Source organism: Pseudomonas sp. TNT3 (genome assembly GCF_010095445.2).
Taxonomy (GTDB): Bacteria; Pseudomonadota; Gammaproteobacteria; order Pseudomonadales; family Pseudomonadaceae; genus Aquipseudomonas.
This window is the reverse complement of sequence record NZ_WFGV02000012.1, coordinates 73,405-95,981: the sequence shown is the minus strand read 5'-3', so window position 1 is coordinate 95,981 and position 22,577 is coordinate 73,405. Positions and strand designations below refer to the sequence as shown.

Below are 22,577 nucleotides of genomic sequence, written 5' to 3'. Positions count from 1 at the left end.
GCATGCAGAACAACCGTCACGTCCAACCCGCATCATCCGGTCGAACCGACCTAAGGAAGAAACATCGTGAAAATCAATTGGGTCGAGAAGCTGCGGCAGAACGTGCATCAACTGGCCGAATCCCTCGGCAATCTCTTCGTTGAGACGTTCCACTACCTGGCGCTGTTCGCCATCGGTGCGGTGACCGCGTATGCCGCGGTGATGGAATTTCTGGGGATGATCGAAGAGGGGCACATCAAGATTGATGACATCTTGCTGCTGTTCATCTACCTGGAACTGGGGGCGATGGTCGGGATTTATTTCAAGACCAACCACATGCCCGTGCGCTTCCTGATCTACGTAGCGATCACTGCACTGACGCGGCTGCTGATCTCCAACGTCTCGCACCACAATCCGCCGGACGTCGGAATCATCTACCTGTGCGGCGGCATTCTGCTGCTGGCCTTCGCGATTCTGGTGGTGCGTTACGCCTCGTCGCAGTTTCCTTCGGTGAAGATCGAGCACCCGCAACGCAAGGTGGGTGCGGGTTCCAGCGAGCATCCTGAAGTAGAGAAGGGCGAGCTTTAAATCCCCATGGCGGGGCGGGGCTGACCTTTGATGAGGGGCGGCGGCAGGTTGCGATTGTCGCCGTCTGTCATCGCTTCAAGAATCGCCATTGCACTGTGGCCTTGCTCGATGGCGATGCCAAACTGGATGCTCTGCACCAGACGCTTCAGGCGTTTGGGATCATTACGCTGCTCGGCGCTGATCATCCGTTTGGCCACCACACGACCACTGTTGGACAAGGTCAGCATGATGCTGCCGTCCAGACCCTGAATGCTCAGGTTGATCTGATAATCCGGTGCAAAGGCATCGGTAATGAGCTGAAAAGGGTTGTCCATGATGCGTCACCGCCTGATTGAACGTGCAGTTGTTGACCGGCCATGATCATGTTGGTTCGCAATACCGGACCATTGGCATTCCCTGTTTCCTACAGGGATGTAGCAAGGGGCATGCCGGAAAGATTGTCGGACAATAATCTCAATGCGGCGGGCTAGCTGACTAATCAGTTAGCGGGCGGTAACCCGACCTGTAGCAGCTGGCGAAGCCTGCGTTCGGCGGCGCAGCCGTCGTGAAACCAGGCAACGCGGTGTTCAAGTCAAACCGCGAATGCAGGATTTACGACGGCTGCGCCGCCGAACGCAGGCTGCGCCAGCTGCTACAGGGAACGTGCCTTATCTGCCCGATTCAGGGCAGAAACGAGTAAATGATCGCTGACAGTGCAATCAAACCGATCAACACCACAAACACGTTCGAGGCCTGACCCGAGTACTGGCGCAAGGCCGGCACGCGGCGGATGGCGTACATCGGCATAAGGAACAACAGGCACGCAATGATCGGTCCGCCGAGGGTTTCGATCATCCCGAGGATGCTCGGGTTGAACGTCGCCACTGCCCAACAGCTGAGGATCATGAACAGTGCGGTCGCACGATTCAGCCAGCTCGCCGACATCACTTTTCCACGACCCCGCAGGCTTTTCACGATCAAGCCCTGGAAGCCTTCGCTGGCACCGATGTAGTGACCGAGGAAGGATTTGGTGATCGCCACCAGCGCAATCAGGGGCGCTGCGTACGCGATGACCGGCGTCTGGAAGTGATTGGCGAGGTACGACAGGATTGAAATGTTCTGCGCCTTCGCAGCGGCCAGGTCAGCCGGGGCAAGGGCCAGCACGCAGCTGAAGCAGAAGAACATCACCGTCACGACCATCATGGCGTGGGCGATGGCCAGGATGCCGCTGCTCTTGGCTTCGGCTTGCTCGCCGTAACGCTGCTTCTGATCAACCGCAAACGCGGAAATGATCGGCGAATGGTTGAACGAGAACACCATCACCGGAATGGCCAGCCACAAGGTCTTGAAGAACAACGGCATCGGCATGCCTTCACTGGCGGTGGCGAAGAATGCGCCATTCCAGTTCGGGATCAGGCTGATGCCCAGCAACAGCAGCGCCGCCACAAACGGGTAAACCAGCACGCTCATGCACTTGACGATGACGCCCTGGCCACAACGAACGATGGCCATCAGACCGAGGATCAACACCAGCGACAGAATGGCCCGGGGCGGCGGGGCGATGTGCAGTTGATGTTCCATGAAACTGCTCAGGGTGTTGGTCAGCGCTACGCTGTACACCAGCAGAATCGGGAAGATTGCGAAAAAGTACAGCAAGGTGATCAGTTTGCCGGCACCGACGCCAAAGTGTTCTTCAACCACTTCGGTGATGTCTCCCGAGCGGCCGGACAACACGAAACGGGTCAGCCCGCGATGGGCGAAAAAGGTCATCGGGAACGCCAGCACCGCCAGAATCAACAGCGGCCAGAAGCCACCTACACCGGCGTTGATCGGCAGGAACAACGTGCCGGCGCCAATGGCCGTGCCGTAGAGGCCCAGCATCCAGGTGGTGTCGTGTTTGCTCCAGCCTTTGCTGACTGTCGCGGTCTCATGTTTTACGTCTACAGCGGGATTTTCGGCAGCAGGTGTACGCACATCGGTCATCGTTATGGCCTCGTTATTGTTCTTGCTCGGGCTCACGTGGTGCAGGCGGTCAGGGAATGCTCCTCAGCACTCCACCCAGCTAACAGCCAGGCCGCCCCGTGAAGTCTCTTTGTATTTGTCATGCATGTCGGCGCCGGTATCGCGCATCGTGCGGATCACCCGGTCGAGGGAAATGAAGTGTTTGCCGTCGCCACGCAGGGCCATTTGCGTGGCATTGATCGCCTTCACGGCGGCAATTGCGTTGCGCTCGATGCACGGCACCTGAACCAGCCCGCCGACCGGGTCGCAGGTCAGGCCGAGGTTGTGTTCCAGGCCGATTTCAGCGGCGTTTTCCAGTTGTTCCGGCGTTGCGCCCAGTACGTCAGCCAGCCCGGCAGCCGCCATGGCGCAGGCAGATCCCACTTCGCCCTGACAGCCGACTTCGGCGCCGGAAATCGAAGCATTTTTCTTGCAGAGAATGCCTACCGCCGCAGCGCCCAGAAAGAACGCGACCACGTCATCGTCGGACGCGTCCGGATTGAATTTCATGTAGTAGTGCAGCACCGCAGGAATGATCCCCGCCGCCCCGTTGGTGGGCGCTGTCACCATTCGACCGCCGGCCGCGTTCTCTTCGTTGACGGCAAGGGCGAACAGATTGACCCACTCCATGGCCGACAGGGTGGAGGTGATGACATTCGGCTTGCCGATTTCCAGCAGGCTGCGGTGCAGTTTCGCTGCCCGACGCGGAACATTCAGACCGCCCGGCAGGATGCCTTCGTGACGCATGCCTTGCTCGACGCATTCACGCATCACCGACCAGATGTGCAACAGGCCCTGACGGATTTCGGCCTCGCTGCGCCAGGCCAGTTCGTTGGCCATCATCAGCTCGGAAACACGCAGGCCGTGCTGGTTGCACAGCTTGAGCAGCTCGGCAGCGCTGGAGAAATCGTAGGGCAGCACCACGTCGCTGGAGGGCGCGATACCTGACTCGGCTTCAGCCGCTTCAATGATGAAACCGCCGCCAATCGAGTAGTACGTCTGCTCGGACAATTCGCCGGTTTCGCCAAAGGCTGTCAGGGACATGGCGTTGGGGTGGTAGGGCAGGCTCTCTTCGAGCAGCAGGAGATCGGTCTGCCAGTTGAAGGCAATGGTCGCCTGGCCTGCCAGATTCAGCTCGCCGGTCTGACGCAGCGCGTTGATTCGGTCTTCGATGGAGGTCGGATCAATGCTGTCCGGCCATTCCCCCATCAGCCCCATGACGCAGGCGCGGTCGGTGGCATGGCCAACGCCGGTGGCAGACAGAGAACCGTAGAGTCGAATCTCTACCCGACGGACGGCTGCCAGTATTCCTTGATCGAGCAGTGCTTGAGCGAAGGTGGCGGCGGCGCGCATGGGGCCGACGGTGTGGGAGCTGGACGGACCGATACCGACTTTGAAAAGATCGAAAACACTGATAGCCATGCTAAAGCCTATACAAGCAATGGAAGAGGAATCGCTGCCATTTTTGTAGGACAAGCGCAATGTAGGCGATACTGCCCACCTCGGTCCTACGTGACCAACGAAATTTCCTACTCGAGCCTTTAGCGGAACTAAACGATGAGTCGTCAATTGCATGCCCAGACCTACGTCTGGCTGCACGTATTTTCCTGTGCTGCCCGGCACCTGTCGTTCACCCGTTGCGCCGAAGAGCTGCACATCACGCCGGGTGCAGTCAGTCAGCAGATTCGGCAACTGGAAGAGCGTCTGGGTTTTCGCCTGTTTCACCGACGCGCCCGTGGCGTGGAATTGAGCGCGCAAGGCCAGCGGTTGGCCATTACCGTCAACGAGGCGTACGGCAGTATCGATGCGGAATTGCGACGACTGGACGCCGGAATGATCAGCGGAATTCTGCGCGTGCGTTCAATTCCGTCTTTTTTGAGCAAATGGCTGACGCCGCGCTTGCCGCGACTGCAGCAGCGCTTTCCGGACATTCAGCTGCGGCTGGTAGCAGAAGACAGCAGCGTGCCGCTGCACGAAGGCGACTTCGATCTGGCCATCGACCTGAATGACGGGAGTTATCCCGGACTGTTATCCACAACCTTGCTGGACGAGCAGATCTTTCCGGTCTGCTCTCCAGGCCTGCTGCGTGGTCGCCCGCCGCTGCATGGGCCTGCAGACTTGCTGCACTTTCCGCTATTGCACGACATCACCGCCTGGCGCGGCAGTTATGAGTACGCGGAATGGGAGTTCTATCTCAATGCCATCGGCTTCGAGGGCGCGGACGTGCGGCGCGGGCACACGTTCAATCGCAATCACCTGACGATCGAAGCCGCCATTGCGGGCATGGGGGTGGCGATTGCGCGTCGGACGTTGCTCAATGATGAACTGGAGCGGGGCACGTTGATCGTGCCGTTTGGCCTGGCGGTGCCCAACCATAAACGCTACGTGCTGCTCTATGCGCCGGGAGCGCTGAGCCACCCGGGCGTGCGGGCGGTGCATGACTGGCTGGTGGAAGAGGCGGGGATCTTTCGTAGTCTGCACCCGCTGGGGGAGCGGCAGATGTGACCAATTATGACAAAAGAGAGGGGCGACCCAACTCCCGACCTTAACAGCGCTTTTGCTCCCTGTCCGGCTTTTTTTGCGAATGAAAAATTATCTTTTTTTAGGGGTTGAATTGTTCTGCGTGCAGACCGATTGTGTAAGTAAGAGGTCACGGTGATGACGCCCAAGGGCTAGCCGAACGGCCTCTCGCGAGCTAGCTGAAATAAGGGATGAACTATGCAAATCCAAGTCAACAGTGATAACCATATTCAAAGCAGCATCCGACTGGAGGAGTGGGTACGTACTACCATTGAGAGCACGCTCGAACGTTATGAAGAGGACCTGACCCGGGTCGAGGTTCACCTGCGGGACGAGAACGGCGACAAGCCCGGTCCCCACGATATGCGCTGCCAGCTGGAGGCGCGGCCAAAAGGCCATCAACCGATTTCCGTAACCCACAAAGCCGACACCCTGGAGCAAGCGATCGACGGTGCGGCCGAAAAACTCGAACATGCGCTGGAGCATCTGTTCGGCAAACTGCGGGGCAAACCACGTGCCGCTATCGTGCCGTTCGAAAGGGTTGCTGCGGACGCATTGCTGGAAGACGAGTTTCTCGAGAACGAACAGGCTGCGCAAAACGGCTGAAGCTTTATTTGATTTTTATTGTTCCAATGACAACGGGCCTGCTTATGCAGGCCCGTTTTTGTTTGTGCATTCCACGATCCATGCCCCAAGACCCTCCATGTAGCAGCTGGCGTAGCCTGCCTCCGGCTGCTACAAAAGTGCGTTACGCGGTTCCCGGCAGTCAGTTCTCGCCGGACTCTTTTGCGTATGAGAATATTTATCATTAATATTGCGGCCTGCTTGGCTTCGTGACGTTCACGCAGCTCCACCTGTTTCAAGGCCGAAACATGAAAGTCAAAACCCGCTCGCTTCCCGTTTCCTACCGACTTGCCGTCACTTCGCGGGTGCTTGCCGCCGTGTTGGGCGGGTATGTCGTCGCGGCGTTGGCCAGTGTCAGCCTGACAATGTGGCTGCCCATGCCCCGCGCCGAAGCGGTAGTGACCGGCATGATGACTTCTTTTCTGGCGTACCTGTGCGCCGTGTTGTGGTGCTTCGCCTGCCGCAGTGCGTGGCAGGCGTGGTTGGGGGTGATCGTGCCGAGTGGGGTGCTGGCGGCAATATCCGGCGTGGCGTACTGGTTGGGGCAATCATGAAGGACGGATTTCGTCAGGCCATGGCCTGGCTCCATACGTGGACCGGTTTGATCTTTGGCTGGTTGCTGTTTGCGATTTTCCTGACCGGCACCCTCGCGTATTTCAAGGATGAGATCAGTCACTGGATGCAGCCGGAGATTCCCGCGCGATCGGTGTCTTCCGAGGCCAGTCTGGCCCTGGCGCAGGACTACCTGCAGCAGCACGCCCCAGGTGCCTCGCGCTGGCTGATCGATTTGCCGAGTGCCCGAGAGCCAGGCCTGTCGGTGCGCTGGCAACAGTCCCCAGCCAAGCGAGGCGAGCGCGGTCAATTCACCGAAAAACGCCTCGACCCGCAAACCGGCACCGAAGTGCAGGGCCGGGAAACCAGGGGGGGCGAGTTCTTTTATCGCTTTCATTTCCAGCTGCAAATGCCCTACCCCTGGGGCCGCTGGTTATCCACGATTGCGGCCATGGTGATGTTCATCGGCCTGATCACCGGGATCATCACGCACAAGAAAATCTTCAAGGACTTCTTTACCTTCCGCCCGCGCAAGGGGCAGCGTTCGTGGCTGGACGGGCACAACGCGGTGGGTGTTCTGGTGTTGCCGTTCCACTTGATGATCACCTACAGCAGCCTGGTGATTTTCATGTCGATGGTCATGCCAGCGAGCATTCTTGCGTCATACGAGGGCGATGTCCGGGCATTTTTCGATGACGTCTTCCCCGCTTCCAGCGTGCCTGAGCTCGCCGGGAAACCGGGTCAGCTGGCACCGATGGCACCGCTACTGGAGCGGGCTCGGGAGCAGTGGTCGGGCGGTCGCGTGCAGCGGTTGACGGTGAACAATCCGGGAGACGCAAATGCCTCGGTGGTGCTGGTGCGTGACGGTGCGGACCGGGTGGTTCATGACGTGAGCAGTGCCGTGACGTTCAACGGCGTTACCGGGCAACTGCTCAGCTCCACCCCGCAGCAGCCGGTCGCGATGGCCATCGCCGGCAGTTTCTATGGCTTGCACATGGGGCGTTTTGCCAGCCCCGTGGTGCGCTGGCTGTACTTCATTTTTGGTCTGGCGAGCACGGCCCTGATCGGCACCGGGCTGGTGATCTGGCTCGGCAAACGCCAGCTCAAACATGCGAAAAGCGCCGTGATGCCGTTTGAGCTGCGATTGGTCGAAGTGCTGAATATCGCCAGCATGTCAGGCTTGACGGTCGCCGTGGCGGCGTTCTTTTGGGCCAACCGCTTGCTACCGGTCGAGATGACGAACCGGTCGGATTGGGAAGTGAACAGCTTCTTCATCGTCTGGGGCCTGAGCGTGATTCATGCGATGGTCCGCCGGGGTCGCACTGCCTGGATCGAACAGTTGGCAGTGGCTGCGTTGCTGTTCTGTGCCGTGCCGCTGCTCAACGCATTGACCACGCCGTACCACTTGGGTGCGACGCTGCCGCAAGGTGACTGGATGATGGCCGGCTTCGATCTGGCGTGTCTGGTCAGTGGCCTGTTTCTGGCGTGGGCTGCATGGAAAATGCAGCGCTCGGGACAGGTGCCAGTCGCGACCGAACAGCGGGCCAAACCGATCACCCTTGCGCGCGAGGCGAACTGAATGCTACTGGCCCTGATGCTCTGTTACGGCGGTTTTACTGCGCTGTGTTTATCCATGGATCGGCATCACACTGAACTGCTCGGTCATAAGCCGTCGGCCCGTCGTCGGCACGGGATGAAGATCGCCGGTTGGATATTGCTTGCCCTGTCGTTGTGGGCCGCCGTCTCGAAGACGGGTTGGTCGCTCGGGCTGGTCGAGTGGTCTGCAGTGTTGATGCTTAGTGCCTTGGTGCTGGTGCTGTTGCTGCCTTATCGCCCGCGTCTGGCGTTGTCGCTGGCCGGGCTGAGTCTGCTTGCCAGCCCCGTCGCGGCCCTTGCGCAGCAGTGATTTGATGATCAGCCCCCCTCCCGAATCCAGTGAAGACGACGCCCGTGGGGGACGTGCGCATTTCCTGCAGGTGTTCCTTTCTCAGCGATCACAGATGGAAGCGTTGGTGAGTCGTCGTGTGGGTTGTCGAGCGACCGCTGCGGACCTGGTGCAGGACCTGTTCTTGCGCTTCTGGCGCCGACCGCTGGTGCAGGTCGAGGAGCTCAGCACCTATTTACTGCGGTGTGCCGGCAACATTGCCATCGACCATTTGCGCAGTGAAGGCGCGCGAGTGCGGGTAAACGAAGGATGGCTGCCGGAGCAACCGGAAAGTCGCGGCAGTGAACCGCAAGCGGCGCTGGAAGCCGGCAATGATCTGCGTCATGTCGAGGCCGCGTTGCGGGCGTTGCCTGAGCGTACCCGGCAGATCTTTTTGCTCAACCGTATCCACGGCCGCAAATACGCCGAGATCGCCAAGGCAATGGGGTTGTCCCAAAGCGCCGTAGAAAAACATATGATGCGCGCCCTCGAAGCCTGCAAGGCCAGCCTGCGGGAACCCGAACCGCGCACGCCAGGGAAAGCACCGTGAATCTCAAAGAACGCGTCACTCCGACGCCCGCACAGGAACAGGCGGCATTTGCCTGGCTGAGCCTGTTGCATGACCAGCCTAGCAGTGGTGATCAAGTCACCTTCAGTCATTGGCTGCAAGCCGACCCGGCCCATGCTGAGGCGTACGCCCAGGCACAAGTGGTCTGGGAGATGAGCGAAGCGCCGGCGCGCACCCTGGCCGATGAGGACGCGTTGGCGTTGCAGGGTTATCTGAACGCCATGAACCGTTCACGCCAGACCCGCGTTCGGCGTTGGTCCGGGGCGTTGGCGATGGCCGCGTGCCTGGTGCTGATGATCGGCATCGGTGCGGGATGGCAGCCATCGCGCTGGATGGACGATCTGGGGGCGGACTATGTCTCGGCACCGGGGGAAATTCGCACCGTGACGCTGGCCGATCAATCCCAGGTCACCCTGGACGCCGACAGCGCCATTGCGGTGGATTTCAGTCGTGGCGAACGGCATGTCCAACTGCGTCGCGGCGCCGGATTTTTCAGTGTGACGCACACCGGTGAGCCGTTTGTGGTCGACGCCGAAAAGGGCGAGGTACGCGTCTTGGGCACGCAGTTTGAAGTGCGCCTGCAACCTCGCGGCGCCCAAGTGACGGTGTTGTCCGGAAGGGTAGGGGTGACCGCGCAGAAGAACGCCGAACAACAGATCCTTACCGCCGGCCAGCAGGTGGCGTATGGCGAAGGCGCTGCGGAAAAATCCCATGCGGTCGACAGCGAAGCGCAACTGGCCTGGCGTCAGGGTTGGCTCAATTACTACAAGGCGTCGCTGGCCGACGTGGTGGAGGACCTGGGACGTTATTACCCGGGCCGGATCGTACTGCTCAACGATCAGCTCGCGGCGCGCCGGGTCAGCGGCAGTTTCCCCAGCAAAGACCCGATGGCCGTGCTGAGTTCATTGCAGGGGGTGTTGGGGTTTGAGCAGCATGCGGTAATGGGACGATTGATTATTTTGCAGTGAAAAAAAGTCAAAGGATCGCAGCTTGCGGCAGCTCCTGCAGGGGGCGCGTTTTCAAACTGTAGAGCTGCCGCAGGCTGCGATCTTTTGATCTTCCAAAAATATTTTCAACATTCTGATGAGGTAAAACCGATCGCCATCCGTGTAGTGACTGAAACTGCGAGTCATTCGCATCCGAAACAGTTCTACACAGGTCATGAGCAATGAAGTCCAGGGCAAAATCGGTGTCGGTCAAACAATGGTTGGGTGCTTCTGCACTGAGTTTCACGGCGCTGGCGCTCTTGCCATCGAGCATTGCAATGGCCGCCGATACCGGGACAGCGCAGCAGCGTACGCAATTCAGTTTCGCAATGACCGCCAAACCGCTGCCTCAGGCCCTGAGCGACTTCAGCCGGATCACTGGCATCAGCGTGGTCTACACCGATGAAGCGCCGTACGGCATCACCGCGCCCGCCGTGAACGGGCAGATGAGTGCCGAACAGGCGATGCAGCGTTTGCTCAGCCAATCGGGTTTCACCTTCCGTCGAACCGACGCTCACACCCTGGCCCTTGAACCCGTGCCCACCGATGGCGCGTTGAACCTGGGCGCGACCACCATCACCTCGGTGATGGATCAATCCCAGAGCTATCAACCCCCGCCGACCAGTTCGGTCATGCGGTCCTCCGCCTTGCTTCAGGAAATCCCCCAGACCGTCAACGTGATCCCGGCCCAGGTCATTCGCGATCAGGCGCCGCGTAATCTGGATGACGCACTGGCCAACGTCAGCGGCATCACTCAGGGCAACACTTTGGGCAGCACCCAGGACTCGGTGATGACCCGGGGCTTTGGTGACAATCGCAATGGCTCGATCATGCGCGATGGCATGCCGGTGGTGCAGGGAAGGGGGTTGAATGCAACGGTGGATCGGGTCGAAGTGCTGAAAGGGCCGGCGTCGTTGCTCTATGGCATCCAGGACCCGGGCGGGGTGGTCAACATGGTCAGCAAGAAGCCCGAACTTGAGCAGTACAACGCGCTGACCCTGCGCGGCTCGACCTATGGCGATGGCAAGAACGGCAGCGGTGGCAGCTTCGACAGCACGGGTGCGCTGGGAGATTCCGGGCTGGCGTACCGCATGGTGCTGGACCACGAAGACGAAGATTACTGGCGCAACTATGGTGTTCATCGCGAGACGCTGGTCGCGCCATCGTTGGCCTGGTTCGGTGAAAGCACCACCCTGTCGTTCGCCTATGAGCACCGCGAATTTCTCACCCCGTTCGACCGTGGCACGGTCATCGACCCGCGGGACAATCATCCGCTGGACATCCCCCGTGACCGTCGCCTTGATGAGCCGTTCAACAACATGGAAGGTCGCTCGGACCTCTATCACTTCGAAGCTGATCACGCGCTCGACGACAACTGGAATGCTCATTTTGGCTACAGCTGGAACCGTGAAACCTACGACGCCAGCCAGGTGCGCGTCACCGCTATCGACACGACCAAAGGCACGCTGACCCGCAGCATGGACGGCACGCAGAACGCGATCAGTACTGACCGCTTCACCACCGCCAGTCTCGAAGGCAATGTCAACGTGGCCGGCATGCAGCATGACCTGGTGTTCGGTATCGATGATGAATACCGCAAAATCTACCGCGCCGACCTGATCCGCCAGAAAAGCCTGAGTAATTTCAGCTACACCAACCCGGTCTATGGTCGCGAAGTCGAAGGCACCACCGTCAGCCCCGCGGACAGTGCGCAGACCGATCTGCTGCGCAGCGATTCGGTGTTCCTGCAGGACTCGATCCACCTCACCGATAAATGGATTCTGGTCGGCGGCGCGCGCTTTCAGGCGTACGACCAGTACGCTGGCAAAGGCGTGCCGTTCCAGGCCAACACCGACAGCAACGGGCAGAAGTGGGTGCCGCGGGCCGGCCTGGTGTATCGCTACACCGATGCGTTGTCCTTCTATGGCAGCTACACCGAATCCTTCAAACCCAACTCCACCATCGCCCCGCTGAGTGGCAGCAGCACCGTGCTCGACGGCAGTATTGCGCCGGAAGAGGCCAAGTCGTGGGAAGTGGGCGCCAAGCTGGATATGCCAGGGCGTGTCACCGGCAACATCGCGTTGTTCGACATCAAGAAGCGCAACGTGCTGGTGGCCAATTCCGAAGGCCCCGTGACGATTTACAGCGCCGCCGGCGAAGTGCGCTCCCGTGGTCTGGAACTGGACCTGAGCGGTCAGCTCAGCGATCGCTGGAGCATGATCGGCAGTTATGCGTACACCGATGCCGAAGTCACCGAGGACCCGACCTACAAAGGTAAAAAACTGCAAAACGTGGCGAAAAACAGCGGCTCGCTGTCGGCTGTGTATGACTTCGGCACGATTGTCGGTGGGGATCAATTGCGGGTGGGTGCGGGGGCACGGTACGTCGGGGAGCGGGCAGGTAACGCGGTGAATGATTTCGACTTGCCGAGCTACACCGTGGCCGATGCCTTCGCCACTTACGACACCCGGGTCGAAGGTCAGAAGGTCAAATTTCAGCTCAACGTGAAGAACCTGTTCGATCGCACCTACTACACCTCAGCGGCAAGCCGGTTCTTCGTGTCGATGGGGGATTCACGGCAGGTGACATTGTCCAGCACGCTGGAGTTCTAACATCCATTGTGGGGGCGAGCCTGCTCTCGATGACGGTCGTACATCCAGCATTGATGTTGCCTGACAGGGCCTCATCGCGAGCCGGCTCACTCCCACATTTGATTGGCAGTGAACACCAGATCCGCGTCCCACACAGACCCAGTGGGAGCCGAGCTTGCTCGCGATGGCGGCCGGGCGAACACCATGGATCTCAGGATTACCGCAAAAACGCCTGCCGATACTCCCCAGGCGTTCCACCCAAGGACTGACGGAATCGATTGGTGAAATGACTGGCACTGGAGAACCCGCACGCCAGTGCAATCTCTCCCAATGGCTGTGACGTCGTGCGCAATAATTCCTGCGCCCGGCTCAGTCGTCGCGCCAGCACATACTGATGTGGCGGCAAACCAAAGCTCTCGCGAAACATCCGCGCAAAGTGATACTCCGACAACGCGCACAACCCCGCCAATTGCCCAAGGCTGATGGCCTCGGCCAACTGGCTGTCGATGAACTCAATCAGCTGCCGACGCTGATGCGCCGCCAGCCCGCCCTTGAGTCGCAATCCTTCGCGCTTGCCGACCTGACTCAGCAGCACATGGCTGAGCATTTCGTGCGCCAGACTGCTGGTCAGCAGGCGTTCACCTGGTTCGTCCCAATTGAGCGAGATCAGTTGCCGAAATCGCCGGGCCTGAATGGGATCATCAAGAAAGGTGTGCTCGCGCAGCAGCAGTTCACGAGGTTCGCGGTCCAGCAGCGTGACGCAACCCAGCGCGAATTGTTCGGGGCTGAAATACACATGGGCCAGGCGAATGTCGCCGTTGATCACCCAGGCGGAAGGTTGATCCGCTGGCAGAATACACAACTTGTCCGGAGCCCCCATGACACCGGGCCGGTCGCGGCGAAACGTCCCGGTGCCGCCAGCGATGTAGCAGGACAGCGTGTGATGGCTGGGCGCCTCGTAGTCCTGGGCGTCGTGATGGTTGCTCCACAAAGCTGCAGCCATGCCGTCACCGAGCTCGGCGCTGTGCTCGAGGCGAGCATGGTGCGAGCGGTTGAGGGCTTGAAAAACTTGCAACGATTCCAATGCGGGCATGATCACTTCTCTCTAACGCCTTGCATCCTACTCCGTAGAGCGTGCCTCGCCAGCCCGTCGCTCGACAAATGCGCAAGTTTTTGCAAGTGCGACCAGCGCCGACGCAGGACACTGATGCTCTATCGAGGAGCTTGCGCCATGAACCTTTCGTTGTATCTGCTGACCGTGCTGATCTGGGGCACCACCTGGATTGCCCTCAAATGGCAGCTGGGCGTGGTCGCGATCCCGGTGTCGATCGTCTATCGCTTCGGTCTCGCCGCGTTGGTGTTGTTCGCGATTCTGTTGCTCAGCCGTCGCCTGCAAGTGATGAACCGTCGCGGACATCTGATCTGCGTGGCGCAAGGGCTGTGCCTGTTCTGCGTCAACTTCATGTGTTTCCTCACCGCCAGCCAATGGATTCCCAGCGGTTTGGTCGCTGTGGTCTTCTCCACCGCCACCTTGTGGAATGCCCTGAATGCGCGGGTGTTCTTCGGTCAGAAAATTGCTCGCAATGTGCTGATGGGGGGTGCCTTGGGTCTGCTGGGATTAGGCCTGTTGTTCTGGCCTGAGCTCGCCGGTCATACCGCCAGCCCCGAAACCTTGCTTGGCCTGGGGTTGGCGTTGATCGGCACGCTGTGTTTTTCGGCGGGCAACATGCTGTCGAGCCTGCAGCAGAAGGCGGGCCTCAAACCCCTGACAACCAACGCCTGGGGCATGGCCTACGGCGCGGCGATGCTGTCGGTCTGGTGCCTGGTCAAGGGCACTCCGTTCGACATGGAGTGGAGCACGCGTTACATCGGCTCTTTGCTGTACCTGGTCATCCCGGGCTCGGTGATTGGCTTTACGGCCTACCTGACGCTGGTTGGGCGGATGGGGCCTGAACGCGCGGCTTATTGCACGGTGTTGTTCCCGGTCGTGGCGCTGAATGTCTCGGCATTTGCCGAAGGCTATCAGTGGACCGCTCCAGCGCTGGCGGGATTGGTGATGGTCATGCTGGGAAACGTACTGGTGTTTCGCAAACCTGGCGTGAGCGTAAAACCGGTAGAGGGAAAGTTGGCATAAGCGCACGCTGTTTAATTATCTTTAACCAGCACGAGATAAATAAGGCCGAGAAACATGAATTCAATGTTGTTTCGCGCCCAGTGAAAGCCGTTGCCTTGTATCGAACTGTCCATGTCGAACCATTCATTGAGGACAATAACGTAGAACGTGAAATAGACAAAAATAGCGGTGGTAAAACCGACGATGGCAAACTTCTTTGCGTCATGAAATTCATGACGCGGGGCATTGATATTTCGGTATAGCTGATAAGTGCCCACCAGGAAGCTGAGCGTAAACATAATCTCGAGCGTAATGACCGCCCAGTAAAACCGATGATGGAACAGTGTTGAAGTGACCGCGCGATAGCGGCGTGATTCGTTGCCGACGGTGTCGCTCATGCTGATGATGCGCCCGATGTAGTCGGAGTAGGCCGTGTAATCGGTGAAGTTGTTGGTCAAGGTGACCAATCCAAAGAGTGCGGCCATTAAAACAATCAGTACTTTGCTCCGCCTGATCGTGCAAAGGGTGGTGAAGTTGCTCATGCAAGTAATCTCCGAATGTACGTATTGTGCTTTTAGCGTTGTCGGAGTTTATAGCGGATGGCGTGTAAGTTGCCGGCGACTGAGTTGCAGGTTATGTCGCTGTTACTTGATCATTTGTTATGAAAGTCGTTGGTGAAGTCGGCACGCGCTTGAGCACGTGCCGTTGCCTTTATCAGCCTTTCCAGACCTGCGGATTGACCAGATCCTGTGGTCGCTCGCCCAGCAGAGCGCTGCGTAGATTGGTAATAGCGCGGTTGGCCATTGCATCACGGGTTTCGTGAGTGGCTGAGCCGATGTGCGGCAGCGTGACAGCATTTTTCAGCTGGAAAAGCGGCGATTCAGCGAGGGGCTCTTTCTCATAGACGTCCAGCCCTGCGCCACGGATGCGGTTGTTTTGCAGCGCTTCGATGAGTGCCGGTTCGTCCACTACGGGGCCGCGGGCAATGTTCACCAGAATCGCGCTCGACTTCATCAATGCCAGCTCGCGATGGCTGATCAGGTGCTTGGTCTTTTCGCTGAGCGGCACCACCAGGCACACAAAATCGGCTTCAGCCAGCAACTGGTCAAGACTGCGAAACTGGGCGCCGAGTTCTTGCTCCAGTGCGGTCTTGCGACTGTTGCCGCTGTAGATGATCGGCATGTTGAACCCCAGCCGGCCACGGCGGGCAATGGCTGCACCGATGTTGCCCATGCCGACGATGCCCAGGGTCTTGCCGTGTACATCGCTGCCAAACAGAGGGGCACCGACGCTGGCTTGCCATTGACCGGCCTTGGTCCAGGCATCCAGCTCGGCCACCCGCCGCGCGCTGCTCATGATCAAGGCGAACGCCAGGTCTGCGGTGCTTTCAGTCAGGACGTCCGGGGTGTTGGTGAGCATGATGCCGCGCTCATTGAAGTAGGCAACGTCGTAGTTGTCGTAACCCACCGAGACGCTGGAGACCACTTCCAGTCTCGCCGCATTTTCCAGTTGCGCCCGTCCCAGCTTGCGACCGACGCCAATCAGGCCGTGGGCGTGAGGGAGGGCTTCATTGAACTGGGCATTGATGTCGCCGTTTTTCGGATTCGGCACGATCACCTCGAAATCCTGTTTCAGGCTTTCGATCATGTCGGGCGTGATGCGGCTGAAAGCGAGTACGGTCTTTTTCATGAGAGGAGGCTCGTCGTGCTTGGAGAATGCCAAGCACGCTAACATTCTTCCCGGGTTTTGTGCGAGACCGTCGACGCAGATAAACCCTGTAGGAGCAGCCTGCGGCCGCTCCTACAGTAGCCGGGTGGCATGACGGCTCAATTCGCCAACCGAGCTCCCGCCAGGCTTCCGCTCAATTCATACGCCGTCAGTTCCGCCTGATGCGCTGCCAGTATTTCCGGCAACGAGCCGCGCAGGTACTCGACCCATGTCTTGATTTTCGCGTCGAGGTATTGGCGCGAAGGATAAATCGCGTACAGGTTCAATTCCTGCGAGCGGTAGTTCGGCATCACCCGCACCAGCGTGCCATTGCGCAAACCTTCAATGGCCGCATACACCGGCAACACGCCAACGCCCATGCCGCTGGTGATCGCGGTTTTCATGGCGTCCGCCGAGTTCACCAGAAACGGTGAGCTATTGATGGTGACCATTTCCTGCCCTTCAGGGCCGTCGAAGGTCCATTTTTCCAGCGGGATGACCGGGCTGACCAGGCGCAGGCAAGCGTGGTTCAGCAGATCGCTGGGTTTGTGCGCGCAGCCGTTGGCTTTTACGTACGCCGGCGACGCGCAGACGATGCTGTAGGTAATGCCCAGGCGTTGCGAGACGAAACCCGAGTCCGGCAGTTCGCTGGCGAGCACGATGGACACGTCATAGCCTTCGTCGAGCAAGTCCGGCACGCGGTTGGCCATGGTCAGGTCGAACGTCACGTCGGGGTGGGTCTTGCGGTAGCGGGCGATCGCGTCGATCACAAAGTGCTGACCGATGCCGGTCATGGTGTGCACCTTGAGCTGCCCGGCGGGGCGTGCGTGAGCATCGCTGGCCTCGGCTTCCGCCTCTTCGACGTACGCCAGGATCTGTTCGCAACGCAACAGATAGCGCTTGCCGGCTTCGGTCAGGGCGATGCGCCGCGTGGTTCGATTGAGCAGTCGGGTTTGCAGGTGGGCTTCCAGATTGGAGACCGCGCGCGAGACGTTGGCTGTCGTGGTATCGAGCTGCACGGCGGCGGCGGTGAAGCTGCCAGCCTCGGCCACGTAGCTGAAGGCGCGCATGTTTTGCAAAGTGTCCATGGGGTGCTCTCGGGTTCGATGGCAAATTGTGACACGAAGTTTCAGGGTCTGAGACCCCCGACGAAGGGATTATCGCGTTAACGGTAACAAAGATTCACAAGAATCCCAGCTTATCGCCACTCCGGGCGCCCCCTAGAATTGCGCCCACCTCTGTAGGAGCCTCGTTTCACTCGACAGCTCCTCCAAGGGAATCCCCCTCAGCTCAGGAATTTGCAGCAGTGCCGCGTCGCATCAGCAGAGCGCTTCAGACGCTCAGTGTTTTGGCTCTATCCCTGACAATCAGCGGCTGCATCGGAACCGGCGGAATTGCCCCCCTGGGCAAGGCACTGGAGGCCAATTCACTGGCCACCGACGAAGCCATCCAAAGCGCCGCACAGGACGCTCACTGGCCCGCCACGCAATGGTGGCAGGCTTACGGCGACCCGCAGCTGAACCGCTGGATCGACCTCGCCCTGCAAGGCAGCCCCACCATGGCCATCGCTGCCGCCCGTGTACGTCAGGCGAAAGCCATGGCCGGCGTTGCCGAGTCCGCCGAGTCCTTGCACATCAACGCAGACTCCACCCTCAAACGTCACAACTGGCCCACCGATCAGTTCTACGGGCCGGGCGAGCTGGCGAACACCACGACCTGGGACAACAACGCCTCGCTGGGCTTCAGCTATGCACTCGATCTTTGGGGCCGTGAAAGCAATGCCACTGAACGCGCCGTCGACATGGCGCACATGAGCGCCGCCGAAGCGCGCCTTGCCCAGCTGGAACTGCAGAACAACATCGTGCGCGCCTACATCGAACTCTCGTTGCATTACGCACAACGGGACATCGTCACCGCGACGCTGACGCAGCAACAACAGATTCTCGACCTCGCGCAAAAACGCCTGGCGGGTGGCATCGGTACGCATTTCGAAGTCAGCCAGGCCGAAACCCCGCTGCCCGAAACCCATCGCCAGATCGATGCGCTGGACGAAGAAATCGCCCTCAGCCGCAATCAGCTCTGCGCACTGGCGGGCTTCGGACCGGGCCAGGGAACCCAGTTGCAGCGACCCACGATGTCGCTCGCAGCGGCACTGAAACTACCGTCGTCGTTACCGGCGCAGTTGCTGGGTCAACGCCCGGACGTGGTCGCCAGTCGCTGGCAGGTCGCGGCGCAGGCGCGGGGAATCGACGTCGCTCACGCTGGTTTCTATCCCAACGTCGATCTCGTCGGCAGCCTCGGCTACATGGCGACCGGCGGTGGGGCGCTGGAGTTTTTGACCGGCAAAAAACTCAACTACAGCGTCGGTCCGGCGATCTCGCTGCCGATTTTCGATGGCGGGCGTTTACGCGCCGAACTGGGCGAAGCGTCAGCCGGTTATGACATTGCCGTCGCGCACTACAACCAGACCCTGATCAACGCGCTGAAAAATATCTCCGACCAGTTGATCCGTCGCGAGTCCATGGAAAAGCAGCAAACCTTCGCCGCCGAGTCGGTGGCGACCGCGCAGAAGACCTACGACATCGCAATGATCGCCTATCAGCGTGGGCTCACGGATTACCTCAACGTGCTCAATGCCCAGACGCTGCTGTTCAAACAGCAACAAGTCCAGCAACAGGTCCAGGCCGCGCGCCTCGGCGCTCATGCCGAGCTGGTGACGGCGCTCGGCGGCGGGCTGGGGGCGGGTAACGATGTGCCGAAAGACAGCCAGACCGCCGTCCCGAAAACCCCGGCCTTGCTGCAGAGCCTCTCGAATTGAACACGATGTCTCAGGCTCACCCATCTTTGTGGCGAGCGAGCTTGCTCGCGCCTGAGTGCGCAGCACTCACCACCATTTTTCTGGCTGCCAAGAATTTGGGGCCGCTACGCAGCCCAGCGCGAGCAAGCTCGCTCGCCACAGGACTTCATTTGTCGCAGCTTTTTCAGGCTCACCCGCCTTTGTGGCGAGCGAGCTTGCTCGCGCCTGAGTGCGCAGCACTCACCACCATTTTTCTGGCTGCCAAGAATTTGGGGCCGCTACGCAGCCCAGCGCGAGCAAGCTCGCTCGCCACAAAAACTCGTTCGTCTCAGTTCTTTTCAGGACACTCATGACTCCCTTGCCCGCACCACTGCGCTGGCTGTATTCCCTTGAATGGCGCCGGGGTTTCTTTGACTGGGCACGCAGCGACGGCGTGACCTGGGTGTACATATTCAAAGTGCTGTTCGCCGCTTTCCTGACCTTGTGGCTGGCCATGCGCCTGGAGCTGCCGCAGCCGCGCACGGCGATGATCACCGTGTTCATCGTCATGCAGCCGCAAAGCGGACAGGTGTTCGCCAAAAGCTTCTATCGTTTCCTCGGCACACTCACTGGCTCGGCGGTCATGGTCGCGCTCATTGCCCTGTTCGCGCAGAACACCGAACTGTTCCTTGGCTCGCTGGCGATCTGGGTGGGCATCTGTTCGGCAGGTGCAGCGCGTTACCGCAACTTCCGCGCCTATGGTTTTGTGTTGGCCGGCTACACCGCGGCGATGGTCGGTTTGCCTGCCTTGGCTCATCCGGATGGCGCGTTCATGGCGGCGGTCTGGCGGGTGCTGGAAATCTCGTTGGGGATTCTTTGCGCCACCGTAGTCAGCGCCGCGATCCTGCCGCAAACCGCCAGCGCCGCGATGCGCAATGCGTTGTACCAGCGCTTCGGTGTGTTCGCCTTGTTCGTCACCGACGGCTTGCGCGGTCGCAGCCAACGGGACGCCTTTGAAGCCAGCAACGTGCGGTTCATTGCCGAGGCGGTGGGGCTGGAAGGGCTGCGCAGCGTCACCGTGTTCGAAGACCCGCACATGCGTCGGCGCAACGGTCGCCTGAGTCGTTTGAACAGCGAGTTCATGGGCATCACCACACGTTTCAATGCCTTGCACCAGTTGCTCGAACGCTTGCGCAACAGTGACGCGGATCATGTGGTGGCCGCCATCAAACCGGGCTTGCAGGACCTCGCCGAAGTGCTCGACGGTTTCAGCGGTCGCGCGTTGACCAGCCCTGACGCTGTCCGTTTGGTCGCGGCCCTGAGCGCGTACAAAGAAGCGCTGCCAGCGCGTGTCCGCAGCCTGCGAGCAGCGTTTCAGGAGAGCGATCCGAGCGACGCCGAGCAACTGGATTTCCACACGGCCTACGAACTGCTCTACCGCTTCGTCGACGACCTGCACGGTTATGCACAGACTCACGCCTCCCTGGCGGATCACAGTCATGCTCGAGAGCAGTGGGATGAGCCGTTCACCCCGCAAACCAACTGGATGGCGTCGGCCGCCTCGGGGATTCGAGCGGCGTTCATTCTGGTAGTGCTCGGCAGTTACTGGGTAGCGACGGCGTGGCCGAGCGGCGCCACCATGACCCTGATTGCTGCGGCAACCGTCGGGCTTTCAGCCGCGACACCCAATCCGAAACGCATGGCCTTTCAGATGGCCTGCGGGACTTTTCTCGGGGCGTTGATCGGCTTCGTCGAGATGTTTTTCATCTTCCCGTGGATCGATGGTTTTCCATTGCTGTGCGTGATGCTGGCGCCGGTGATCGTGCTCGGCTCGTTCCTGACGTCACGGCCCCAATACGCCGGTGTCGGCCTTGGCTTGCTGATCTTTTTCAGTACCGGATCAGTGCCGGACAACCTCACGGTCTACAACCCTTACGCGTTCATCAACGACTACATCGCCATGGTGCTGGGCATGCTGGTGTGCGCCGCCGCCGGGGCGATCATTCTGCCGCCTAACAGTCGCTGGCTATGGCGTCGGCTGGAGCAGGATTTACGCGGGCAAGTGGTGTACGCCATCAGCGGCAAGCTCAAGGGCCTGGCCTCCGCTTTTGAAAGCAGTACCCGCGACCTGCTGCACCAGGCCTATGGCCTCGCAGCGGGTCAGCCACAGGTGCAGCGTGACTTGCTGCGCTGGATGTTCGTGGTGCTCGAAGTCGGTCACGCGATCATCGAGTTGCGCAAGGAGCAGGCGATTCTGCCGGTGCATCCGGCCTACGCCGAAGCCCAGCCGTGGCGTCAGGCGATCCGCGTCATGGGCCGTTCGTTGATGCGCCTGTTCCTGCAACCCAGCGCCAGTAATCTGGAGCGTGGACTGATCGCCGTCGATCATGCAATCAGCCGTGTGCAGGCCACCGACGAACCCTTCGCCCCGCACTTCGACACCTCGGCTTTACGCCGGGTGAAGAGCTACCTGCACTTCATCCGCACCTCGCTGCTCGACCCGCAATCGCCACTCGCCGCCTACGCGAAAAGTACCCCTCAAGGACTTGAACATGCCTCGTGAAATCGCCTTCCACGGCGTGTACATGCCGACCATGACGCTGATGTTCTTCATCGCAGCGGCACTGGCCTGGGCGCTGGACCGGTTCCTGTCCGGGTTCGACCTGTACCGTTTTTTCTGGCACCCGGCGCTGCTGCGCCTGAGCCTGTTTACCTGTCTGTTCGGCGCTTTGTCGCTGACCATTTACCACTGACTCTTACACTGAAGAAGGCCCTGATGAAAAAGCTTTTCAGCCTGCTCGCCACCTTGTTGGTACTGGCGCTGGCGATATGGATCGGCCGGACCCTTTGGGTACATTACATGGACACGCCGTGGACCCGTGATGGCCGGGTGCGCGCCGACATCATCAACGTTGCGGCTGACGTCACCGGGGAAGTGGTAAACGTGCCGGTGCGCGACAACCAGTTGGTGAAGAAGGGCGATTTGCTCATGCAGATCGACCCTGAGCACTACCGCATCGCGGTCAAACAGGCGCAGGCACTGGTGGCGTCACGCAAGTCGACCTGGGAGATGCGCAAGGTCAACGCCCACCGCCGCGCCGACATGGACAACCTGGTGATCTCCCGGGAAAACCGTGACGACGCCAGCAACATCGCCGACTCGGCCCTGGCTGATTACCAACACGCCCAGGCACAACTCGAAGCCGCCCAGCTGAACCTCAAGCGCACCGAAGTGCGCGCAGCAGTGGACGGTTACGTGACCAACCTCAACGTGCATCGCGGCGACTACGCACGCATCGGCGAGGCAAAAATGGCCGTGGTGGATATGAACTCGTTCTGGGTGTACGGCTTCTTCGAAGAAACCAAACTGCCCCACGTACGGGTAGGCGACAAGGCCGACATGCAACTGATGAGCGGCGAAGTCATGAAGGGCCACGTGGAGAGTATTTCTCGCGGTATCTACGACCGTGACAACCCGGAAAGCCGCGAACTGATCGCCGATGTAAACCCGACGTTCAACTGGGTGCGCCTGGCCCAGCGGGTGCCGGTACGGATTCACATTGATGAAGTGCCGGACGGGGTGCTGCTGGCGGCGGGGATTACTTGTACGGTGGTGGTCAACAACGGGCTCTGAATCACTGCATTCTTTCGGTAGGAACCGGAACATTG

Annotated in this window: 22 protein-coding genes; 14 read left to right on the top strand and 8 right to left on the bottom strand. The window is 60.0% G+C overall.

The window, feature by feature from the left end:
• The first annotated feature begins 66 nt into the window (after positions 1-66).
• The gene (locus GBC55_RS10250; protein ID WP_162437288.1) at positions 67-567 is read left to right on the top strand and encodes a phosphate-starvation-inducible PsiE family protein; all 501 of its coding nucleotides are present in this window, start codon (positions 67-69) and stop codon (positions 565-567) included.
• On the opposite strand, the gene GBC55_RS10245 is transcribed toward GBC55_RS10250, so the two are convergent.
• The 3 genes from GBC55_RS10245 to GBC55_RS10235 all read right to left on the bottom strand — a co-directional run bounded on the left by GBC55_RS10245 (position 564) and on the right by GBC55_RS10235 (position 3,969).
• Complete coding sequence (locus tag GBC55_RS10245) at positions 564-881, bottom strand: DUF3509 domain-containing protein (protein WP_162437289.1); 318 nt, start codon at positions 879-881, stop codon at positions 564-566. The two genes, GBC55_RS10250 and GBC55_RS10245, sit on opposite strands and share 4 nt — an antisense overlap.
• Positions 882-1,227: 346 nt before the next feature.
• On the bottom strand, positions 1,228-2,529 hold the full coding sequence (locus GBC55_RS10240; protein ID WP_162437290.1) for a serine/threonine transporter: 1,302 nt from the start codon (positions 2,527-2,529) through the stop codon (positions 1,228-1,230).
• Positions 2,530-2,592: 63 nt separating this feature from the next.
• Positions 2,593-3,969 (bottom strand): L-serine ammonia-lyase, encoded by a 1,377-nt coding sequence (locus tag GBC55_RS10235; RefSeq protein ID WP_162437291.1) that lies wholly within the window; start codon positions 3,967-3,969, stop codon positions 2,593-2,595.
• A 135-nt stretch (positions 3,970-4,104) separates the two neighbouring features.
• Here GBC55_RS10235 and GBC55_RS10230 point away from each other — a divergent pair, with 135 nt between their 5' ends.
• The 7 genes from GBC55_RS10230 to GBC55_RS10200 all read left to right on the top strand — a co-directional run bounded on the left by GBC55_RS10230 (position 4,105) and on the right by GBC55_RS10200 (position 9,703).
• Entirely contained in the window at positions 4,105-5,052 is a 948-nt protein-coding gene (locus GBC55_RS10230; protein WP_162437292.1) for a LysR substrate-binding domain-containing protein, read from the top strand.
• Between the two features lie 213 nt (positions 5,053-5,265).
• On the top strand, positions 5,266-5,673 hold the full coding sequence (locus GBC55_RS10225; RefSeq protein WP_149657528.1) for an HPF/RaiA family ribosome-associated protein: 408 nt from the start codon (positions 5,266-5,268) through the stop codon (positions 5,671-5,673).
• A gap of 266 nt (positions 5,674-5,939) precedes the next feature.
• Complete coding sequence (locus tag GBC55_RS10220; protein WP_162437293.1) at positions 5,940-6,245, top strand: DUF3649 domain-containing protein; 306 nt, start codon at positions 5,940-5,942, stop codon at positions 6,243-6,245.
• Positions 6,242-7,822, top strand: a complete 1,581-nt coding sequence (locus GBC55_RS10215) for a PepSY-associated TM helix domain-containing protein (RefSeq protein ID WP_162437294.1) — start codon at positions 6,242-6,244, stop codon at positions 7,820-7,822. Before GBC55_RS10220 ends, GBC55_RS10215 begins: the two co-directional genes overlap by 4 nt.
• Positions 7,823-8,149, top strand: a complete 327-nt coding sequence (locus tag GBC55_RS10210) for a DUF3325 domain-containing protein (RefSeq protein WP_162437295.1) — start codon at positions 7,823-7,825, stop codon at positions 8,147-8,149.
• Positions 8,150-8,153: 4 nt separating this feature from the next.
• Positions 8,154-8,717 carry an RNA polymerase sigma factor gene (locus tag GBC55_RS10205; protein WP_162437296.1) on the top strand — a complete coding sequence of 188 codons (564 nt, stop codon included), beginning with the start codon at positions 8,154-8,156 and terminating at the stop codon, positions 8,715-8,717.
• A complete protein-coding gene (locus tag GBC55_RS10200) occupies positions 8,714-9,703 on the top strand; it encodes a FecR family protein (RefSeq protein WP_162437297.1) in 990 nt (329 codons plus the stop codon). Before GBC55_RS10205 ends, GBC55_RS10200 begins: the two co-directional genes overlap by 4 nt.
• 7 nt (positions 9,704-9,710) lie before the next feature.
• Here GBC55_RS10200 and GBC55_RS10195 read toward each other — a convergent pair whose 3' ends face one another.
• Positions 9,711-9,995, bottom strand: a complete 285-nt coding sequence (locus GBC55_RS10195; protein ID WP_162437272.1) for a hypothetical protein — start codon at positions 9,993-9,995, stop codon at positions 9,711-9,713.
• Between GBC55_RS10195 and GBC55_RS10190 the strand changes: the two genes are divergently transcribed.
• Positions 9,904-12,333: a TonB-dependent receptor gene (locus GBC55_RS10190; RefSeq protein ID WP_162437298.1), complete on the top strand. Its 2,430-nt coding sequence runs from the start codon at positions 9,904-9,906 to the stop codon at positions 12,331-12,333. The two genes, GBC55_RS10195 and GBC55_RS10190, sit on opposite strands and share 92 nt — an antisense overlap.
• A 196-nt stretch (positions 12,334-12,529) precedes the next feature.
• Here GBC55_RS10190 and GBC55_RS10185 read toward each other — a convergent pair whose 3' ends face one another.
• Complete coding sequence (locus tag GBC55_RS10185) at positions 12,530-13,405, bottom strand: AraC family transcriptional regulator (protein ID WP_162437299.1); 876 nt, start codon at positions 13,403-13,405, stop codon at positions 12,530-12,532.
• 138 nt (positions 13,406-13,543) lie between these two features.
• Here GBC55_RS10185 and GBC55_RS10180 point away from each other — a divergent pair, with 138 nt between their 5' ends.
• Positions 13,544-14,446 carry a DMT family transporter gene (locus GBC55_RS10180; protein ID WP_162437300.1) on the top strand — a complete coding sequence of 301 codons (903 nt, stop codon included), beginning with the start codon at positions 13,544-13,546 and terminating at the stop codon, positions 14,444-14,446.
• Between the two features lie 11 nt (positions 14,447-14,457).
• Here the strand turns inward: GBC55_RS10180 and GBC55_RS10175 are convergent, their stop codons facing one another.
• The 3 genes from GBC55_RS10175 to GBC55_RS10165 form a co-directional block, all read right to left on the bottom strand.
• Positions 14,458-14,967, bottom strand: coding sequence for a DUF2165 family protein (locus tag GBC55_RS10175; RefSeq protein WP_162437301.1), 510 nt, complete (start codon positions 14,965-14,967; stop codon positions 14,458-14,460).
• Between the two features lie 172 nt (positions 14,968-15,139).
• Positions 15,140-16,114: a D-glycerate dehydrogenase gene (locus GBC55_RS10170; protein WP_162437302.1), complete on the bottom strand. Its 975-nt coding sequence runs from the start codon at positions 16,112-16,114 to the stop codon at positions 15,140-15,142.
• A 137-nt stretch (positions 16,115-16,251) separates the two neighbouring features.
• Positions 16,252-17,220 (bottom strand): LysR family transcriptional regulator, encoded by a 969-nt coding sequence (locus GBC55_RS10165; protein ID WP_162437303.1) that lies wholly within the window; start codon positions 17,218-17,220, stop codon positions 16,252-16,254.
• A 218-nt stretch (positions 17,221-17,438) separates the two neighbouring features.
• On the opposite strand from GBC55_RS10165, the gene GBC55_RS10160 reads away from it, so the two are divergent.
• The 4 genes from GBC55_RS10160 to GBC55_RS10145 all read left to right on the top strand — a co-directional run bounded on the left by GBC55_RS10160 (position 17,439) and on the right by GBC55_RS10145 (position 22,542).
• Positions 17,439-18,950, top strand: a complete 1,512-nt coding sequence (locus GBC55_RS10160; RefSeq protein WP_162437304.1) for an efflux transporter outer membrane subunit — start codon at positions 17,439-17,441, stop codon at positions 18,948-18,950.
• A 328-nt stretch (positions 18,951-19,278) separates the two neighbouring features.
• Positions 19,279-21,471: an FUSC family protein gene (locus tag GBC55_RS10155; protein ID WP_162437305.1), complete on the top strand. Its 2,193-nt coding sequence runs from the start codon at positions 19,279-19,281 to the stop codon at positions 21,469-21,471.
• Entirely contained in the window at positions 21,461-21,661 is a 201-nt protein-coding gene (locus GBC55_RS10150) for a DUF1656 domain-containing protein (RefSeq protein ID WP_162437306.1), read from the top strand. The genes GBC55_RS10155 and GBC55_RS10150 overlap by 11 nt, the downstream gene beginning before the upstream one ends.
• A gap of 23 nt (positions 21,662-21,684) precedes the next feature.
• Positions 21,685-22,542 carry an HlyD family secretion protein gene (locus GBC55_RS10145; protein WP_162437307.1) on the top strand — a complete coding sequence of 286 codons (858 nt, stop codon included), beginning with the start codon at positions 21,685-21,687 and terminating at the stop codon, positions 22,540-22,542.
• The last annotated feature ends 35 nt before the right edge of the window (positions 22,543-22,577 follow it).